The following is a 15,860-nucleotide window of genomic DNA, read 5'->3' on the forward strand; positions in this document are numbered from 1 at the left end:
CCCTAGCCCGTCGCCCAGTAAGTCAGAACGAGCGGCAGCGTTACCAGCGTCAGGCATGTGGACACGAATATGAACGCGGCCACGCCGTTGGCGTGATCGGGCTGATGCTTGGAAATGGCAAGATATGTCGCGACAGATGGCGGCATGAAGCACAGAAGCACAATCACGCTCTCGATCCTGGCATCAAGCGTCAGCAAGTGTGTGATCGCAAAGGCGGCGACCGCCGAAATGCCAACGTGGATCAGGGACAGAACAACCGCGCGCGACAGGCCGCTCAGTTTCAGCGTCTCGAGACTGTGGCCGAGCGTGAGCAGCATGATGGGAATGGCGAGCCCTCCCAGGATCTCCAGGCTCTGGTCAATGGGGCCGGGAATCTTCCAGCCAGTCGCCAGCAGCACAAGCGCCAGAACGACAGCGTAGATCACCGGCTGGCGGGCGAGGGCTTTGAAATCGGGCCGCCCCATCGGGATCGCGATCCCTATCGTGAAAATCGCCGTCAGGACAATCACGATGAAGCCGATTGCCACGGCGCCGCCTTCCGCACCGAAGGCAAGGGTCGCGACCGGAAGGCCGATGTTGCCGACATTGGACAGCATCATCGGCGCCAGATAGGCCTTGATCGAAATACCCATCAGTTTGAGAACGATGAAGCCGAGAACGCCGAATATCGTGACCATGGCAAGGGCCGCACCCAGCACGGTCAGGAAGGTCTCGAGCTGAATGTGTTCCTTGGCCAGGTGAGACAGGATCAGGGTCGGGTAACCCACGTTTGACACAAGTGACCCGAAGAGTTTCCGGTCAAACGGGGCCTTGAAATAGGCTAGGGCATAGCCGAGCAGGACGCAGAGCAACACAGGCACCATGACATTGGCGACATGTTCAACGATCCCGGTCACGCCTCTACTCCCACCCGTTTTCGACCCCGAGGTTCGGGTTTGCGCCCTTGCCCGATCAAGCGCAAGCTCCGTTACTCTGGCCTTTCCCCGACATAGGCCGCACGCGGGCGGATTTTCTCATGGGCCGCATATTGCTCCAGCGCATGCGCGATCCAGCCGGTGATCCGCCCGGCGCAAAAGATGATCTTGGCCGCGTCTTTTGGCAGATCATAGGTCCTTTGGATCGCCGCCAGCGCGAAATCGATGTTCGGCGGCAGACCGAACAGGTCGTCAGCCGCCGCGGTCAGTTCCGGCAGACGGACAACGAAAGGATTGTCCGGCTCGGCGCGAAAGAGAATGTCCAGAAGGCAATCGGCACGCGGATCACGGTCCTGATAGACGGAATGCCCGAAGCCGGGAAGCGTTTCACCGCGCGCCAGCCGGTCCGCAAGAGCCTGCTCGATGTCGGTTTCGGGCTTGATCTCCGCGAGCCATGCCGCAGCCCTGTCGGGCGCCGCGCCATGGCGCGGACCGGCGAAGGCACCGAGACCTGACAGCAGGGCCGCATGGAGCGGCGCGCGTGTCGATGCTGCGCAGCGCGCGGCGAAGGCACTGGTGTTGAGTTCATGGTCGGCGCACAGAACCAGCGCGGCGCGGATCGCGTTTTTCGCGCTTGCCGACACCTTGAAGGCCTCGGCGATCTGGGTGTGGATCGGAACGGCCACCGGTTTCTGATCGAGGAGCGCAGCGACGCAATAGCGCAGCAGCGCCGCGCCCTTTGTCTGCAGCAATCGCGGCGCGAGCGTGAAGGCGGCCCGGTCCTGCAATGGCCAGGCCGCCAGCGCCATCATCAGACGGTCGAGCGGCGCAAGCCCTTCAGGCAGCATCGGCGGGTCTTTTGGAACATTGTCGGCGAATGGATCATCGGGGGACGCCCACAGAAGCGTTGCAACGCTTTCCAGAGTTGAGGTCTCGGCAAGGTCCCTGGCCAGCCTTCCGCGATAGACCGGCCCCACATCCGAGATCAACGTGAGTTCGGTCTCCAGCACCGGGTCACCAGTCAATGGACGGGCGCCGGTATGGTCTTCAACCTGGCGCCGGCCCTTGAGACGGCGGACGTCGGCGGCATCGTAACGGCGCTTCTTGCCGGGGCCGGCGACGGAGGAAATCAGGCCCCGGCTTACATAGGCGTAAAGCGTTGCGGGTTGAACGCCCAGTTCGGTCGCCGCCTCCTTGGCAGAAAGAAAGATGGGTGTGCTCATGTATTGACTGTAATTGTCAACATTGATCAATGCAATTCTTTTCATCTATCTGAACGCAACCAAGAAGGAGCTGACCATGACAGAAGTGCCAAATCCGGCTCAGATGAAACAGGACCCGACCGCCGGTCTCAACGGGGTTGTCGCAGCGACGACGTGCCTGAGTTCCGTTGATGGACAGAAGGGCGCGCTGATCCTGCGTGGCCGGAACATCGAAGACCTCGCGGGGCAGGTTTCGTTCGAAGAGGCCATCGCGCATCTATGGCGGGACGTCGAACCTGTCGACGCGCACGCGCTCAAGACCGGCCTCGGTGAAGCGCGGATCGCGGCGTTTGCGCTTGTTCCCCTTCTGGAAAGTGCAGCCGACACCTTGTCCGTTTTCGAACGCATGCAGCTCGGCTTGGCCGCGCTGCAACCGAAACAGGGGGTGCCGGAAGCCGTGTCGATCGTCGGCGCTCTTTCCGTTTTCCTGGCAGCGTCACACCGGATCTCGACCGGCCAGAGGACGCTTGCGCCGGACAGTACGCTTTCCACGGCAGCAGACATCCTGCGCATGCTCACCGGGGAAACCGCGGCCAGTTCACACACGGATGCCCTCGACCGGTATCTCGTCACCATTTTGGACCATGGTCTCAACGCGTCGACATTCACGGCGCGGGTGATCGGTTCGACACAGGCACGCATGAAGCAGGCCGTCCTGGGTGCCATGGGGGCCTTGAGCGGTCCACTTCATGGCGGCGCGCCCGGGCCTGTTCTGGACATGATCGACGCGATCGGAGAAGCCGGCAATGCCGAAAACTGGATCGGGCAAGCGCTGGCACGCAAGGAGCGCCTGATGGGCTTCGGCCACAGGATCTACCGGACCCGGGATCCGCGTGCGGACGTGCTGAAAGACGGTCTCAGGAAACTGAGCCGGGACAATCCGAAAGTGCAACTGGCCGAAGAGATCGAAACAGCGGCACTCGCTGCGCTGAAGTCAGCAAAGCCGGATCGGCCCCTGGACACGAATGTGGAGTTTTACACCGCCGTACTTCTGGATGCGATCGGCATCGACCGGACGCTGTTCACACCGCTCTTCGCGGTGGGACGGGCAGCGGGTTGGTGCGCGCATGTGATTGAGCAACAGGACACCGGAAAGCTCATCCGCCCGGCATCGCACTATGCGGGGCCCATGCCGGACTGACGCAGTGACATGCGGCACGCCGGGAACAGCTGCACCTTGCGGCTCCATTCACCGTCATTGCCGGACTTGATCCGGCAATCCATGCCCTTGCGCACCGGCAAAGAATGGCTGCGCAATAGGCAACAGAGCGGGATGGATGCCATGGTCGAGCCATGGCATGACGAGGTAATGGAGGAGACTGGTTGGCCGGCCGGTCGTTCCGTTCAGCAGAGCGAACGGCAAGGCATCAACCGAATCGCCTGGCTTCTCTATCGCCGTCCCGGACGCAGCGCAACGGAGATCCGGGACCGGGACGCCTCTGCATTGGCGAGAATCGAGACCATCGCGGCTCCCCGATCCCGGCTCGCGCTCCGCTTGGCCGGGATGACGATCGAGGGTAGAGCGCCGAGAACACTGCTCTCGTTCGTCATTGCCGGACTCTATCCGGCAATCCATGCCATTGCGCACCGGCAAAGAATGGCGGTGCAATGGGTAGCAAAGCGGAATGGATGCTATGGTCGAGCCATGGCATGACCTTTGAAAACGTTCCGGCGTTTGCCATGCTCAGCCGGCTTGGCGATGAAAAATCCCTGTCGGCCTATTCAGCCATTTCGGCTTCACGCACGGCCAGTTCGATCTCGTCGATGAGGCCTTGCTCCAGGCCGAGACGCGCGGCCAGCATCTGCAGGTAGGCGCGTTCGGCAGGGTGGTCCGGGTCAATGGCGAGACGCGAGGCCGCGTAAATTTCCGCCGCGGTTTCCGGGCAGCTTGCGCTGGCCACGACCTTGTCCAGATCCAGAGGCGATCTCAGTTCGTCCATCAGGAAGGCCTTGGCTTCGCTGTCGAGACCGGCTTCGTCGATCTTGGCGAAGATCCGGTCCTGCTCCTCGCGGTCGATATGCCCGTCGGCCTTGGCCGCGGACACCATCGCCGTCAGCAGCGCAACTGCAAACTCGTTTTCACCGCCCGGCTGCTGCGCCGGGTCGAAAGCGGTGCCGCGCGGCGCTTCGAGCGGGATCGGTTCGTCCTTGGGATACTGGGGTCGCGGCGCATTCTGCTGGTTGGCCTTGTGGCCCTGGTAGGCCTTGTAGGCAAGTCCCGCCACCAGCGCGAGACCGCCGTAGGTCACGGCCTTCTTGCCCATCTTGCGGCCCGATTTCGAGCCGAGCATCAGGCCGGCGAGACCGCCGAGCGCCAGGCCGCCGCCTTGAGAAGACAGAAAATCCTTGCCCTGGGACAGCAGATCACCCGAGCCGCCACCGCGCTGCGCGCCTGCCTGGCCGCCATACTGATTGCCGGACTGGCCACCGAGAAACTGGTCCAGCAAGGATTTTGCGTCAAACATGAAGTGCTCCCTCTAACGACCCCTTTCGGGGCAAATCACAATTGCCCTATCAGATGGTACTTTCTTCAAGGTGCGCAAGTTTCGCGTTACATTTGCATACACAAACAAGCCCGCCTATCCGAGCGGCAGCAGGTTGTCGTCCTTGAGCGTTTCCATCGCGATGGACGAGCGCACATGCTGCACGGCCTCCTGGGGCAGAAGATCGTCGTTGATGATCCGGCTGAGTTTCTTCAGATCGGGAACCACGATCTTCAGCATGTAATCGACGTCGCCGGTGAGCGTGTAGGCTTCCTGAACTTCCGGCATTGCCGTGACCATGTTGCGGAACCTGCGCGCGTTCTCACGGCTGTGCGCGCCGAGCGTCACTCCCACATAGGCGGTCACCCTCAATCCAAGAGCTTCGGGATCAAGAGCTGCCCGGTAGCGCCGGATAACGCCCGCCTCTTCCAGCTTCTGACGCCGGCGCGATACCTGGCTTGCAGACAGGCCGATCACCTCGCCCAGCTCCGCATTCGTCAGCGCCGCATTGTCCTGCAATGCGGTCAGGAGTTTCAAGTCAAAGCCATCGAGCGCACTGATCATGCATTAGTTCCCATTTGCTTACACACTTCGTGCAAGACTTTACGCGAATCCACGTGAATTGCACACACCCTGCGCGCGGTTTCGGGCACTCTTTCTTGAACAAAGCTCATTTGAAGGAGAGACGTCATGGGACCGTTCCCGCATAACGCGCCGCCTGCCCAGATCACGCCGCAGAATCCGGCGGGAACCGACGGCTTCGAATTCGTCGAATTCGCACATCCGGAACCGGAGAAGCTCGACGTGCTGTTTCGAAAGATGGGCTATGTGCCGGTCGCAAAACACAAGTCGCGGAACATCACGCTTTACCGCCAGGGCGATATCACCTACGTCCTGAATGCGGAGCCCGGCACCCACGGCATGGCTTTCGTGGAAGAGCACGGCCCGTGCGCACCGGCCATGGCCTGGCGCGTTGTCGATGCGCAGCATGCATTCAATCATGCCGTTGCAAATGGTGCGACGCCCTATGAGGGCGACGACAAGACCCTAGATGTTCCGGCGATCGTGGGAATCGGCGGGTCGCTGCTTTATTTCGTCGACACATACGGCGACAAGGGTTCGGCCTACTCGGATGAGTTCGACTGGCTCGCCGACCTCAAGCCGGAAGGTGTCGGTTTCTACTATCTCGACCACCTGACCCACAATGTGTATCGCGGCAACATGGACAAGTGGTGGGATTTCTACCGGACGCTGTTCAACTTCAAACAGATCCACTTTTTCGACATCGACGGACGCATCACCGGGCTTGTGAGCCGCGCAATCACCAGCCCGTGCGGCAAGATCCGCATTCCGCTGAACGAATCCAAGGACGACACCAGCCAGATCGAGGAATATCTGAAGAAGTATCGCGGCGAGGGCATCCAGCACATCGCTGTCGGCACCGACAACATCTATGACAGCACCGACCGGCTTGCGGCCAATGAACTGAAGTTCATGCCGGGGCCGCCGGAGACCTACTATGAAATGTCCTACGATCGGGTCCAGGGCCACGACGAGCCGCTGGATCGGATGAAGCGGCACGGCATCCTGATCGATGGAGAAGGGGTCATCGACGGCGGCATGACGAAAATCCTCCTGCAGATCTTCTCCAAGACCGTGATCGGGCCGATCTTTTTCGAGTTCATACAGCGCAAGGGGGACGAGGGCTTTGGCGAAGGCAATTTCCGGGCCCTTTTCGAGTCCATCGAAGAGGACCAGATCCGCCGCGGTATCCTGAAAACGGAAGCTGCCGAATAGGCCGACACCGGCTTCGGAGGCCCGTCACCTTAAAGCCGGCCGCTTTCATTCCCGGACGCGGCCGGCCCGCCTTCAAAAGACCCGCTCACTGCCATTTCCGCGCCACAATCGTCTACAACTTCATGTTGACTAAGTAATTGTATTTAAAATAATTTTTTGGATGCATTACCGTTATCAAACGGCTAACTATCTGATTCTTCTTGCGTTTTTAATTCACGCTTTATGCACGCATTACTTTTTCGAATTTTTTTTGATTTTTCGAGGAAGAACAATGGCCTCGGTGGGTTTTACAGACAGAGGTTGCCGTGAGGCCCTCTGTTGCATTGTCTAAGCACACTAACTTTCACCTCCGCGCTCGCGCGGAGGCTTTTTTTTGCCAAAAGCAGTTTCGCATCACGACAAGGCGGGGTGTCCATTATCCCCTGATCTTGGCTTCCAGCACATCCCAGACCATCGCCGCAACATCCGGTCCACCGAGATTCCGGATGGCGCGAATGCCGGTTGGAGCGGTGACGTTGATCTCGGTCAGCATGCCGTCGATCACGTCGATGCCGACGAGGACAAGACCCTTTTCCTTAAGCGACGGTCCCAGGCGCGCGCAGATCTCGCGCTCCCTGTCCGTCAGATCGCTGTCGGTCGGCGCGCCGCCGCGCACCATGTTGGAGCGCAGATCGCCTGCGGCCGGAACCCGGTTGACCGCGCCCGCAAAAGCACCGTCGACCAGAAGGATGCGCTTGTCGCCGTGCTTCACGTTGGGCAGGAACTGCTGGATGACCCAGGGTTCGCGGAACGTGGCGTCAAAGAAGTCATAGAGTGAGCCGTAGTTCAGATCGTCCCGCGTGATACGGAAAACCGCCGCGCCGCCATGACCGAAAAGCGGCTTCATGACGATGTCGCCATATTCCTCGCGGAAAAGATCGATCTCGGCCCTGTCCTTGGTGATGAGCGTTGGCGGCATCAGGTCGGCGAAGTCGGTCACGAACAGCTTTTCCGGCGCATTGCGCACTTCGCCCGGGTCGTTCACGACCAAGGTGGCCGGGTGGATCTTTTCCAGAATATGCGTCGCTGCAATATAGGACAGGTCGAAGGGCGGGTCCTGGCGCATCAGAACCACGTCCATGTCTCGCATGTCCATGCGCGTCCGCTCGCCAAGCGTGAAATGGTTGCCTTTTTCGTCGCGCACCTCGACAGGTTCCAGCGCGCAATAAACCTCGTCGCCGCGCAGCGCGAGCCGGTCGGGCGTATAGTGGTAAAGCGCATGGCCGCGCGCCTGCGCTTCCAGCATCATCGCGAAGGCGCTGTCGCCGGCAATGTTGATCGACGAGATATGGTCCATCTGGACCGCTACTTTCAAGGCCATGAGGCAACTCCCGGCGGGCGCGCTGGATGAAGCGCTTAGGGATTATAGATCGGTTGGTCCAGATATGCGGTGGCAATACCGCTTTGTCCAGTGGGAGGAAGGTCGTGATTCATACGTCCGTGATGACGATGGCGCCGCAACCCACGACAAGATTGGACTTGACCATGGCATGCATGCTGATGCCATTCGGGTTGTCGCACCATGCCCGGATGCTGCCTCCGGGCCACTGCCCCAAACTACTCCCACGCCTCGAACGCGTTTTCGATCCGCTCGGGCAAGGCCCAGGGACGGATGATGATGATGTCGAACCTGAGCGTGAAGAACCCAGCTTTCGGGTGTTCGGACACGAAAATCTTCGCCGCACGTGTGATCCGCTTCTGGCTGGACGGGGTGACGGCGTTCATGGCCGCCTCCCGGCCTTTGCGCGCCTTGACCTCGACGAAGGCAACCGTCTTTCGTTTTTTCGCGATCAGATCGATTTCGCCCGCCTTAGTCTTGTAGCGTCTTTTCAGGATGCGCCAGCCGGTGAGCCGCAGATACCAGGCGGCCCGGCTTTCAGCGGAAAGTCCCAGAGCATGAGCCTTCCGGCGGGTCTCTGCCGGCTTTCCGGTCCCTCCCAAGTTCAGCGACCTCCCGATTTCAGGTCCAGCGCACGCTTGTAGACCTCGCCGCGATCAAGCCCGGTTGCCTTCGCAACCTTCTTGGCGGCGGCGCTCACCGGCATCTCCTCAAGCGCGGCCGCGAGCAGCGCATCCATATCAGACGCATCCGCCTGGGGTCTTTCCTCAGGTGGACCCACAAGAATGACGATTTCACCCTTGACGGACGCCTCTTCGAACCTGGCGGCAAGATCACTCAAAGTGCCGCGTTCGAAAGTTTCAAAACGCTTGGTCAGTTCCCTGGCGACAACAGCTTCGCGTGATCTCCCGAGCAACTCGGCCATTTTCTCAAGCGTCGCCCCCGTGCGATGCGGTGATTCGAAGAAAACAAGCGTTGCAGGTACGTTTGCCAGTTCCTCGAGCCGTTTTGCTTTCGGGCCGCCCTTTTGCGGCAGGAAACCGGCGAAGAGCACCGTGTCGCTCGGCAGGCCGGACGCGACCAGACCCGCCAGCGGGGCGGAGGCGCCCGGGATCGGCACCACCTTGTAGCCGGCTTCCAGAACACTGCGCACGAGACGGTAGCCCGGATCGGAGACGAGAGGGGTTCCGGCATCGGACACGAGCGCAACCGCTTTACCGGCGTCAAGCTCGGCCAGGATCTTCGGCCTCTGCTTTTCCGCGTTGTGTTCGTGGTAGGACATCAACGGCGTTTTCAGCCCGAACTTCTGCGTCAGGGTCGAGGTAACGCGCGTGTCTTCACACGCGATCATGCTGCTGGCGGCAAGCGTCTCCAGAGCCCGGACGGTGATGTCTCCGAGGTTTCCGATCGGGGTCGACACGATGTAAAGCGCCGGTTCGAGGTTCGGTGCGGAAAAGGCGTGCTCGGACAGGCTGAAACGATTCCTTTCCGAACGTGTGTCGGTCTCCATGAAAGCTCCCATCAAACCCTGCCGGACAGCATATCTTTTCCTGCGCTAACCGCAGCGGAGCACCGTTGCAAGGTAAATCCACTGTTCATCGCGCAGGTATGCCACCGAAAAGCCGCTAAAACTGGACATTCTCCCAGTGAATACGTAAGTCTTCCCGATAGTGGAAAAATAACAATGGCAAGTGCAATGCGGGGCAAAACCGGACAGCAACAGAGGCGCCAGTTCCTGAAAACGGCGCTGGTCTGCAGCAGCGCATTTGCGCTCACGGGGTGCCTCGGGTCATCGCTCGGATCTCTGCCCGGTGACCAGGTTCAGCCGACCGCGCAGCCGCAGATAACCGGAGAAGTCATCGGGACCGGAAGCGTGCGCGTGGGTCTGCTCTTGCCGTTGGGAAGCACCGGCGGCAATGCCTCGATCGGAACCGTTTTCAAGAATTCGGCAGCGCTTGCCCTTCAGAATTTTCCAAACGCGGATGTGCAATTGCTGGTGAAGGACACCGGTGGTTCATCCGAAGGCGGCCGCGCGGCCGCCCAGGCCGCGATATCGGAAGGTGCAGAACTGATCCTCGGGCCCGTGTTCGCGCCGGCCGTCGCAGGCGCGGCCACAGCCGCGCGCGCTGCAGGTGTTCCGGTCATCGCTTTTTCAACGGACACATCAGTCGCCACGCGCGGTGTCTATCTCCTCAGTTTCCTGCCGGAGACCGACGTCAAACGCATCATCGGCTACGCCAACAGCCAGCAGAAACGCTCATACGCGGCACTGATCCCGGAAGACAGCTATGGTGCGATCGTTGAAGCCGCCTTCCGGCAGGAAGTCGGTCGCGGAGGCGGCAGGATCGCGACCATTCAACGCTACAAGGCATCAGGTTCGGACACGTCGGACCTGATCGCGAAAACGGCCGCGCTCAAACCCGTCATCAACAGCATCGACACGCTGTTCGTGCCGGCGGGAGGCAATGTTCCGCCGCTCGTTGTGCAGTCGCTTTCCAGCCAGGGCGCCAATTTCGGCACCATAAAGCTGCTCGGCTCCGGTCAATGGGATTCGGCCCAGGTCAAGAACAGTCCCTCTCTTGCCGGCGCCTGGTTCGCGGGCCCGGAAGACAAGGGCTTCCAGGGCTTCGCGCAGCGCTATCAAAGCACTTACGGAACACCTCCACCGCGCAACGCAAGCCTTGTCTACGACGGCGTGACCCTTGCCGCAGGTCTGATCCGCTCGGCCGGTCCGCAGCGGTTCCAGCAGAGCATCCTGACCAACCGGGACGGCTTCATCGGCATTGACGGTCTGTTCCGGTTCATGAACAACGGTCTCAACGAACGCGGCCTTGCCGTTTATCAGATCACCGGTCGCGGAACGGAAGTGGTTTCGCCCGCGCCGCGAGATTTCCGCACCGGATTCTGATACACCTGCCCCTTCGGGAGGAGTGCTTTGATGCTGAACGGCAAAGCCATTGTCTTGATCATCAGCGGCGGCATCGCGGCGTACAAGTCGCTCGACCTGATTCGCAGGCTGAAGGAACGCGGTGCACGCGTGATCCCGATCATGACAGATGGAGCCCGCGAGTTTGTGACGCCGCTTGCCGTCGGGGCGCTGTCTGCCGAGAAGGTCTTTACCGACCTCTTCGACCGGGAAGCGGAACACGATGTCGGGCATATCCGTCTCGCCCGCGATCACGACCTGATCCTGATTGCGCCTGCCACGGCGAATCTCATGGCCAAGATGGTCCACGGCATTGCAGACGACCTTGCCTCCGCGGTGCTGCTTGCGACCGACAAGCCTGTTCTGACCGCACCCACGATGAACCCGAAGATGTGGCAGAACCCTGCAACGCTGCGCAACGTGGCCATGCTGGAAGAACGCGGTGTCCGGTTTGTCGGCCCGGCAAGCGGCGAGATGGCCGAAAAAGGCGAGGCCGGCGTCGGCAGGATGAGCGAGCCGATGGAGATCGCGGCGGCCGCAGACGCTGTCCTGAGAGACGCGGAAATCAAGAACCCGGGCCTTCCGCTGGCCGGGAAACACGTTCTGATCACGTCCGGGCCGACGCACGAGCCGATCGACCCGGTGCGCTACATCGCCAACCGCTCGTCCGGCAAGCAGGGCCACGCGCTCGCGCGCGCCGCATACGATGCCGGTGCATGTGTCACGCTTGTGTCTGGGCCGGTCGAGCTACCCGACCCGGCCAATATCGAGACGGTGCATGTCGAAACGGCAGCAGAGATGCTCAAGGCCGTTGAAGCTAATCTTCCTGCGGACATCGCCATCATGGCAGCTGCGGTCGCCGACTGGCGGGTCGCGGCGGAAGGGTTGCAGAAGATCAAGAAGGACGGCAGCGGTCAGCCGCCAGCACTCTCGCTGGTGGAGAATCCCGACATCCTGGCAACGATCGGTCACCACCAGAGCCTGCGCCCAAAACTGCTGATCGGTTTTGCCGCCGAGACGCAGAACCTGATCGACAACGCGCGCTCCAAACTGCAGCGCAAGAAGGCCGACTGGATCATCGCCAACGATGTCAGTCCCGAGACCGGCATCATGGGCGGCGATGCCAATACCATCCGCCTTGTCAGCACGTCCGGTGTCGAGGACTGGCCCGAAATGAACAAGGCCGACGTTGCCCGCCGGATCATCGAACGCGCCGCGCAGGAGTTGAGCGACTGACTGAGGTCATGTGTCAACGCGGGCAGACGTCAGCGTAGATCCGGGACCTACTCGCTTTTTGGCTTACCGGATCGGGCGATTGTTTCCAGTTCCAAGCGTTCCTTCGAACAGCTCGGGACATGAGAGGATCCCGGATCCCGCGCCGCTCGTCCGGGACGGCGATGGAGGTCAACGTCGAGGCCCTGAATCATCCGGAAATCTTCATCCTTGCCCAGTTGTTTGCACCCCCACCCCGCCCCACAAAGAGGGAGGAACCTGCTGCGGTGAAACCTTGGAGCACATGGACGCGAAGGCCCGGTCGATAGACCTCGAATACGCGCATATTCCCCGTTGGTCATTGCCAGACTTGATCTGGCAATCCATGCCCTTGCGTCTCAAGAAAGCAAAGCTGTACAACCGGAGGCGCAGCGGCATGTGTGCCATGGTCAAGCCATGACGCGACCTGCGAAATGATCGGAAATTGCGGGCCTGAACCGCACCCGCACCCGTTAAGTCTAGTCACCGGCCGCGGCCAATGCCTGCCGCAACCTCATCGGCTCACGCGGCGAAGCGGAAGTAGCTCATGCTGATCGAGCCGTATTCATAGCTTCGGTGCAGGCGTTGGACATTGGCTTCTTCACCGGCGGCGCCAAAGGGGAAGAATAATGGCAAAAGGTGCTCTTCCGTTGGGTGATTGCGACGGAAGTCCGGGGCGGCATCCAGATCCTTGAAATAGTCGATCGACCCCGCTTTCAGGCCTTCATCCAGCCAATGGTCGAATTTTTCGGCCCAGTCCGGGGCGCTCGAGCCCTGTGGCCTGATATCGCGCAGATTGTGCGTCGTGCTGCCCGAGCCGGCAATCAGCACGCCTTTTTCGCGCAGCGGTGCCACCGCCCTGCCGAGCCGGTAGATGCTTTCCGGCGTGCTTCCATTGGGAAGCGAGAGTGCGGTGACGGGAATGCGTGCCGCCGGGAAGGCGAGTGACAACGGCACCCATGCGCCGTGGTCCAGCCCCCATTCGCTGTCCAGTTCGACATCGTAGCCGGCCTCTTCAAGGAGCCTGGCTGTCTCGTCGACATGTTCCTCATCGGCAAAAGCGGGATATGAAATCTCGTAGAGTTCCTTCGGGAACCCCCGGAAATCGTGGTAGGTGCGCAACGGGCCGGGCGCGGAGAGCTTCAGCCCTTCGGTTTCCCAGTGCGCGGACAGGATCAGGATCGCCCTGGGCTCGATACCGTCGTCTGCAAAGGACTTAAGGAACCGGTTCGCAGCCGTGTCTTCAACCGCCAGCGTTGGCGCGCCATGCGCGAAGAAAACAGGTGGAATGGTGCTTTGCGCTGCGGACATAAGGGCTCTCCATTGGACAACTGACTGTGCGTCTCAGCAAAACATAAGCGGGTTCAAGCCCGGCAGAAGGTCAGTTTTTGGAGAAGGGCTGTTCCATAATCGGGAACAATCAACAAACCGTTCCCGCCAGGGCGGGAACGGAAATCTCAGGCATTTCGCACTCAGCGATAGCCGACATTGATGAGCTGGACGCGGCGGTTGATGGCCGCATCCGGCTTGGAGGGATCGCGCAGCTGCTCTTCGCCAAGCCCGACCGCCTGCAGGTATTCGCCCGGAACCCGGAACGTTGTCACAAGCGCATCGCGGACCGACTTGGCCCGCTTGATGGACAGTTCGAGATTGAAATCACGCGGCCCGTCAGCGCTCGTATGACCCACGACAAAGAAGGTCTGGCCCTGCAGATACGGCGTGTGCAGCGCATCGGCGATCAGCCCGATGGTTTCATAGGACTCGGGCCGGATGCGCGCCGAATTGATGTCGAACGTGATTTCCACGTTGAACTGGCGCAGCGAGGCAAGCTTGTCCCAAAGCGGCAGATTGCCCGGCGAGTTCGCGCCCGGATATTTCTGGATGTTTTCGAAAGCGGCCTTCTGCAACTCGTCCGCGCTGACATCGACCTTCTGCTGGGCGCCCTGAAGCGAATTGATGATTTCGTTGCGGTTGAGTTGGGTCTGGGCGCTGGCGCCAGTCACACAAACGGCAAGGAAAGCGGCCGAGAGACCGGCGAAGAGGAACTTTTTCATGTGTTATCTCCCAGGTCCGCTTAGCGGTATCCAGCCAGATCAATGGCGGTGTTACACTTTGCACTGACGGAACGCTGCGCCTTCAGAAGGCACCGCAGAACATGACCCGCGCCCGGTTTGACACCCTTGCAGCGTTGAGCAGCGTCACGCTGACATATCTTCGGAGCCGCGGCCTGAGCGGCAAGACGTTCCTGAATAAGAGTGGCAACGACGGCGCGGTCCGCATTGCACTTCTGGGACACCTTGGCCTGGTTCTGATCCAGACACTGACCGATGCCGTTGTTGGCAAGCGTTGCGGATTTGCAGTACTTGTTGATGTCGGCTCCGCAGCTCGCCGACAGGATCTTGATCGCTTCTGCGAATCCGACTGTCTGGGCAAAAGCCGCCGGGGTAGACACAAGCAGAACACCTGCGGTGAATGCGAAAATCAAACGTCTCATGTTGCAAATCTCCCAACCTAGGCAACATTACGATGGGTCAAAGTGTTTCAGGACATTGCCGAAACTTCAAGACGTTAGCCAAAAATATTGAGTCGTTAATCAGGCCATTGCGATTCTTGACAAGTCAAATCGAATATCGTCCCTGCGAGCAGCACGAACAAGGATCCCGAAGATGCAAGTGACACTGGAACTGAAACAGCTCGACCACGCCAGGGGCCTTCCGTTGCCCGCCTACCAGTCGGATCTTGCGGCCGGCCTGGACCTGGTCGCGGCGGTCGACACGCCGCTGCTGCTGGCACCTGGCGAACGGGCTCTGGTTCCAACCGGACTTGCGATGGCACTGCCGGCGGGGTTCGAAGCCCAGGTCCGGCCGCGCTCGGGTCTTGCAGCCAAGCACGGCATCACCGTTCTCAATACGCCCGGAACGATCGATGCGGACTACCGGGGCGAGGTGAAGGTCATCCTGATCAATCTCGGCGACACGACTTTCGAGGTTGCCCGCGGCGAACGGATTGCCCAGATGGTGATCGCGCCGGTTCTTCAGGCCGTCATAACCGAGGTCGAGACGCTGTCGGAAACACAGCGCGGTGCGGGTGGCTTCGGGTCGACCGGGCGCGCATGACGGACGGATGTTTCAAATGACCCCGGGACTTGTGATCTTTGATTGTGACGGTGTGCTGGTTGACACCGAACGCCTGACGAACCGGACACTGGCCGCGCTTTTGACCGAGTGCGGTTTTCCGATCAGCGGCCCGGCCTGCCAGAAACGGTTCATGGGCCGGACGCTTGAAGCGGTGCAGGAGATCGTCGAACGGGAGCTCGGCAGAAACCTGCCTTCCGATTGGCTCAAGCAACTCCGCGCCCGCGACATTGAAAGCTTCAAGGCCGGTGTCGAGCAGGTACCGGGCGTTGCCGATGTGATGGACCTGCTTGATGAACGTGGCATTCCCTATTGCGTCGGATCGTCCGGAAAATACGAGAAGATGCATTCAACGCTCGGCAGCGCCGGTCTGTTGCCGAGACTGATAGACAAGCTCTATTCCTCGCAGGACTGCGAAAGAGGAAAGCCTGCGCCGGACATTTTCCTGCTCGCGGCAAAGTCCATGGGACATCGCCCGCAGGACTGCGTTGTGATCGAGGACAGCCTGCCCGGCGTCAAGGCGGCACGAGCGGCAGGCATGCGGGTCTTCGCCTATGTCCAGGACCCGGTCTGCGACAGAGAAGCCCTTAGGGCGGCCGGCGCCATTCTCTTCGAGCGCATGGACCAGCTTCCGGACCTGCTCTTTGGCAATGCCTGACGCAGCCGGTCTGATGCGAAGGGTTACACCCACATTTTGGGATGACCGATTGCCGAA

The 15,860-nt window shown here is 60.6% G+C and carries 17 protein-coding genes; 6 read left to right on the forward strand and 11 right to left on the reverse strand.

Annotated elements, in window-relative coordinates; genetic code table 11:
* Positions 1-2: 2 nt before the first annotated feature.
* Complete coding sequence (locus RDA78_RS06335; protein WP_434054496.1) at positions 3-896, reverse strand: AEC family transporter; 894 nt, start codon at positions 894-896, stop codon at positions 3-5.
* Positions 897-967: 71 nt separating this feature from the next.
* Complete coding sequence (locus RDA78_RS06340; protein ID WP_434054497.1) at positions 968-2,137, reverse strand: citrate/2-methylcitrate synthase; 1,170 nt, start codon at positions 2,135-2,137, stop codon at positions 968-970.
* 76 nt (positions 2,138-2,213) lie between these two features.
* On the opposite strand from RDA78_RS06340, the gene RDA78_RS06345 reads away from it, so the two are divergent.
* A complete protein-coding gene (locus RDA78_RS06345; protein ID WP_434054498.1) occupies positions 2,214-3,317 on the forward strand; it encodes a citrate synthase/methylcitrate synthase in 1,104 nt (367 codons plus the stop codon).
* Positions 3,318-3,565: 248 nt separating this feature from the next.
* On the opposite strand, the gene RDA78_RS06350 is transcribed toward RDA78_RS06345, so the two are convergent.
* The 3 genes from RDA78_RS06350 to RDA78_RS06360 form a co-directional block, all read right to left on the reverse strand.
* Positions 3,566-3,727: a hypothetical protein gene (locus tag RDA78_RS06350; protein ID WP_434054499.1), complete on the reverse strand. Its 162-nt coding sequence runs from the start codon at positions 3,725-3,727 to the stop codon at positions 3,566-3,568.
* A 167-nt stretch (positions 3,728-3,894) separates the two neighbouring features.
* Complete coding sequence (locus tag RDA78_RS06355; protein WP_434054500.1) at positions 3,895-4,641, reverse strand: tellurite resistance TerB family protein; 747 nt, start codon at positions 4,639-4,641, stop codon at positions 3,895-3,897.
* A 114-nt stretch (positions 4,642-4,755) separates the two neighbouring features.
* On the reverse strand, positions 4,756-5,223 hold the full coding sequence (locus RDA78_RS06360; RefSeq protein WP_434054501.1) for an Lrp/AsnC family transcriptional regulator: 468 nt from the start codon (positions 5,221-5,223) through the stop codon (positions 4,756-4,758).
* Between the two features lie 126 nt (positions 5,224-5,349).
* On the opposite strand from RDA78_RS06360, the gene hppD reads away from it, so the two are divergent.
* Positions 5,350-6,456, forward strand: coding sequence for a 4-hydroxyphenylpyruvate dioxygenase (gene hppD / locus RDA78_RS06365; protein ID WP_434054502.1), 1,107 nt, complete (start codon positions 5,350-5,352; stop codon positions 6,454-6,456).
* Between the two features lie 415 nt (positions 6,457-6,871).
* On the opposite strand, the gene gshB is transcribed toward hppD, so the two are convergent.
* From gshB to rsmI, 3 genes are all read right to left on the reverse strand, one after another.
* On the reverse strand, positions 6,872-7,816 hold the full coding sequence (gshB, locus tag RDA78_RS06370) for a glutathione synthase (protein ID WP_434054503.1): 945 nt from the start codon (positions 7,814-7,816) through the stop codon (positions 6,872-6,874).
* Between the two features lie 236 nt (positions 7,817-8,052).
* On the reverse strand, positions 8,053-8,436 hold the full coding sequence (locus RDA78_RS06375) for a YraN family protein (protein ID WP_434054504.1): 384 nt from the start codon (positions 8,434-8,436) through the stop codon (positions 8,053-8,055).
* Between the two features lie 2 nt (positions 8,437-8,438).
* Positions 8,439-9,344, reverse strand: a complete 906-nt coding sequence (gene rsmI / locus RDA78_RS06380) for a 16S rRNA (cytidine(1402)-2'-O)-methyltransferase (RefSeq protein ID WP_434054505.1) — start codon at positions 9,342-9,344, stop codon at positions 8,439-8,441.
* Between the two features lie 174 nt (positions 9,345-9,518).
* Between rsmI and RDA78_RS06385 the strand changes: the two genes are divergently transcribed.
* Entirely contained in the window at positions 9,519-10,742 is a 1,224-nt protein-coding gene (locus tag RDA78_RS06385; RefSeq protein ID WP_434054506.1) for a penicillin-binding protein activator, read from the forward strand.
* A gap of 30 nt (positions 10,743-10,772) precedes the next feature.
* Entirely contained in the window at positions 10,773-11,996 is a 1,224-nt protein-coding gene (gene coaBC / locus RDA78_RS06390; protein WP_434054507.1) for a bifunctional phosphopantothenoylcysteine decarboxylase/phosphopantothenate--cysteine ligase CoaBC, read from the forward strand.
* 537 nt (positions 11,997-12,533) lie between these two features.
* Here coaBC and RDA78_RS06395 read toward each other — a convergent pair.
* From RDA78_RS06395 to RDA78_RS06405, 3 genes are all read right to left on the reverse strand, one after another.
* Entirely contained in the window at positions 12,534-13,322 is a 789-nt protein-coding gene (locus RDA78_RS06395; RefSeq protein ID WP_434054508.1) for a DODA-type extradiol aromatic ring-opening family dioxygenase, read from the reverse strand.
* A 161-nt stretch (positions 13,323-13,483) separates the two neighbouring features.
* Positions 13,484-14,065 carry an OmpA family protein gene (locus RDA78_RS06400; RefSeq protein ID WP_434054509.1) on the reverse strand — a complete coding sequence of 194 codons (582 nt, stop codon included), beginning with the start codon at positions 14,063-14,065 and terminating at the stop codon, positions 13,484-13,486.
* Between the two features lie 20 nt (positions 14,066-14,085).
* The gene (locus RDA78_RS06405) at positions 14,086-14,505 is read right to left on the reverse strand and encodes a hypothetical protein (protein WP_434054510.1); all 420 of its coding nucleotides are present in this window, start codon (positions 14,503-14,505) and stop codon (positions 14,086-14,088) included.
* Positions 14,506-14,677: 172 nt separating this feature from the next.
* Between RDA78_RS06405 and dut the strand changes: the two genes are divergently transcribed.
* On the forward strand, positions 14,678-15,127 hold the full coding sequence (dut, locus tag RDA78_RS06410; protein ID WP_434054511.1) for a dUTP diphosphatase: 450 nt from the start codon (positions 14,678-14,680) through the stop codon (positions 15,125-15,127).
* 16 nt (positions 15,128-15,143) lie between these two features.
* The gene (locus tag RDA78_RS06415; protein ID WP_434054512.1) at positions 15,144-15,803 is read left to right on the forward strand and encodes an HAD family hydrolase; all 660 of its coding nucleotides are present in this window, start codon (positions 15,144-15,146) and stop codon (positions 15,801-15,803) included.
* Positions 15,804-15,860 lie beyond the last annotated feature (57 nt).

The organism is Roseibium sp. (genome assembly GCF_051016195.1).
Classification (GTDB): Bacteria; Pseudomonadota; Alphaproteobacteria; order Rhizobiales; family Stappiaceae; genus Roseibium.

Coding starts and splice junctions, on each gene's coding strand:
- coaBC (WP_434054507.1), top strand. CDS start 10,773: ATGCTGAACGGCAAAGCCATTGTCTTGATCATCAGCGGCGGCATCGCG.
- RDA78_RS06360 (WP_434054501.1), bottom strand. CDS start 5,223: ATGATCAGTGCGCTCGATGGCTTTGACTTGAAACTCCTGACCGCATTG.
- RDA78_RS06340 (WP_434054497.1), bottom strand. CDS start 2,137: ATGAGCACACCCATCTTTCTTTCTGCCAAGGAGGCGGCGACCGAACTG.
- RDA78_RS06405 (WP_434054510.1), bottom strand. CDS start 14,505: ATGAGACGTTTGATTTTCGCATTCACCGCAGGTGTTCTGCTTGTGTCT.
- gshB (WP_434054503.1), bottom strand. CDS start 7,816: ATGGCCTTGAAAGTAGCGGTCCAGATGGACCATATCTCGTCGATCAAC.
- RDA78_RS06415 (WP_434054512.1), top strand. CDS start 15,144: ATGACCCCGGGACTTGTGATCTTTGATTGTGACGGTGTGCTGGTTGAC.
- RDA78_RS06395 (WP_434054508.1), bottom strand. CDS start 13,322: ATGTCCGCAGCGCAAAGCACCATTCCACCTGTTTTCTTCGCGCATGGC.
- hppD (WP_434054502.1), top strand. CDS start 5,350: ATGGGACCGTTCCCGCATAACGCGCCGCCTGCCCAGATCACGCCGCAG.
- RDA78_RS06350 (WP_434054499.1), bottom strand. CDS start 3,727: ATGACGAACGAGAGCAGTGTTCTCGGCGCTCTACCCTCGATCGTCATC.
- RDA78_RS06355 (WP_434054500.1), bottom strand. CDS start 4,641: ATGTTTGACGCAAAATCCTTGCTGGACCAGTTTCTCGGTGGCCAGTCC.
- RDA78_RS06400 (WP_434054509.1), bottom strand. CDS start 14,065: ATGAAAAAGTTCCTCTTCGCCGGTCTCTCGGCCGCTTTCCTTGCCGTT.
- rsmI (WP_434054505.1), bottom strand. CDS start 9,344: ATGGAGACCGACACACGTTCGGAAAGGAATCGTTTCAGCCTGTCCGAG.
- RDA78_RS06385 (WP_434054506.1), top strand. CDS start 9,519: ATGGCAAGTGCAATGCGGGGCAAAACCGGACAGCAACAGAGGCGCCAG.
- RDA78_RS06345 (WP_434054498.1), top strand. CDS start 2,214: ATGACAGAAGTGCCAAATCCGGCTCAGATGAAACAGGACCCGACCGCC.
- dut (WP_434054511.1), top strand. CDS start 14,678: ATGCAAGTGACACTGGAACTGAAACAGCTCGACCACGCCAGGGGCCTT.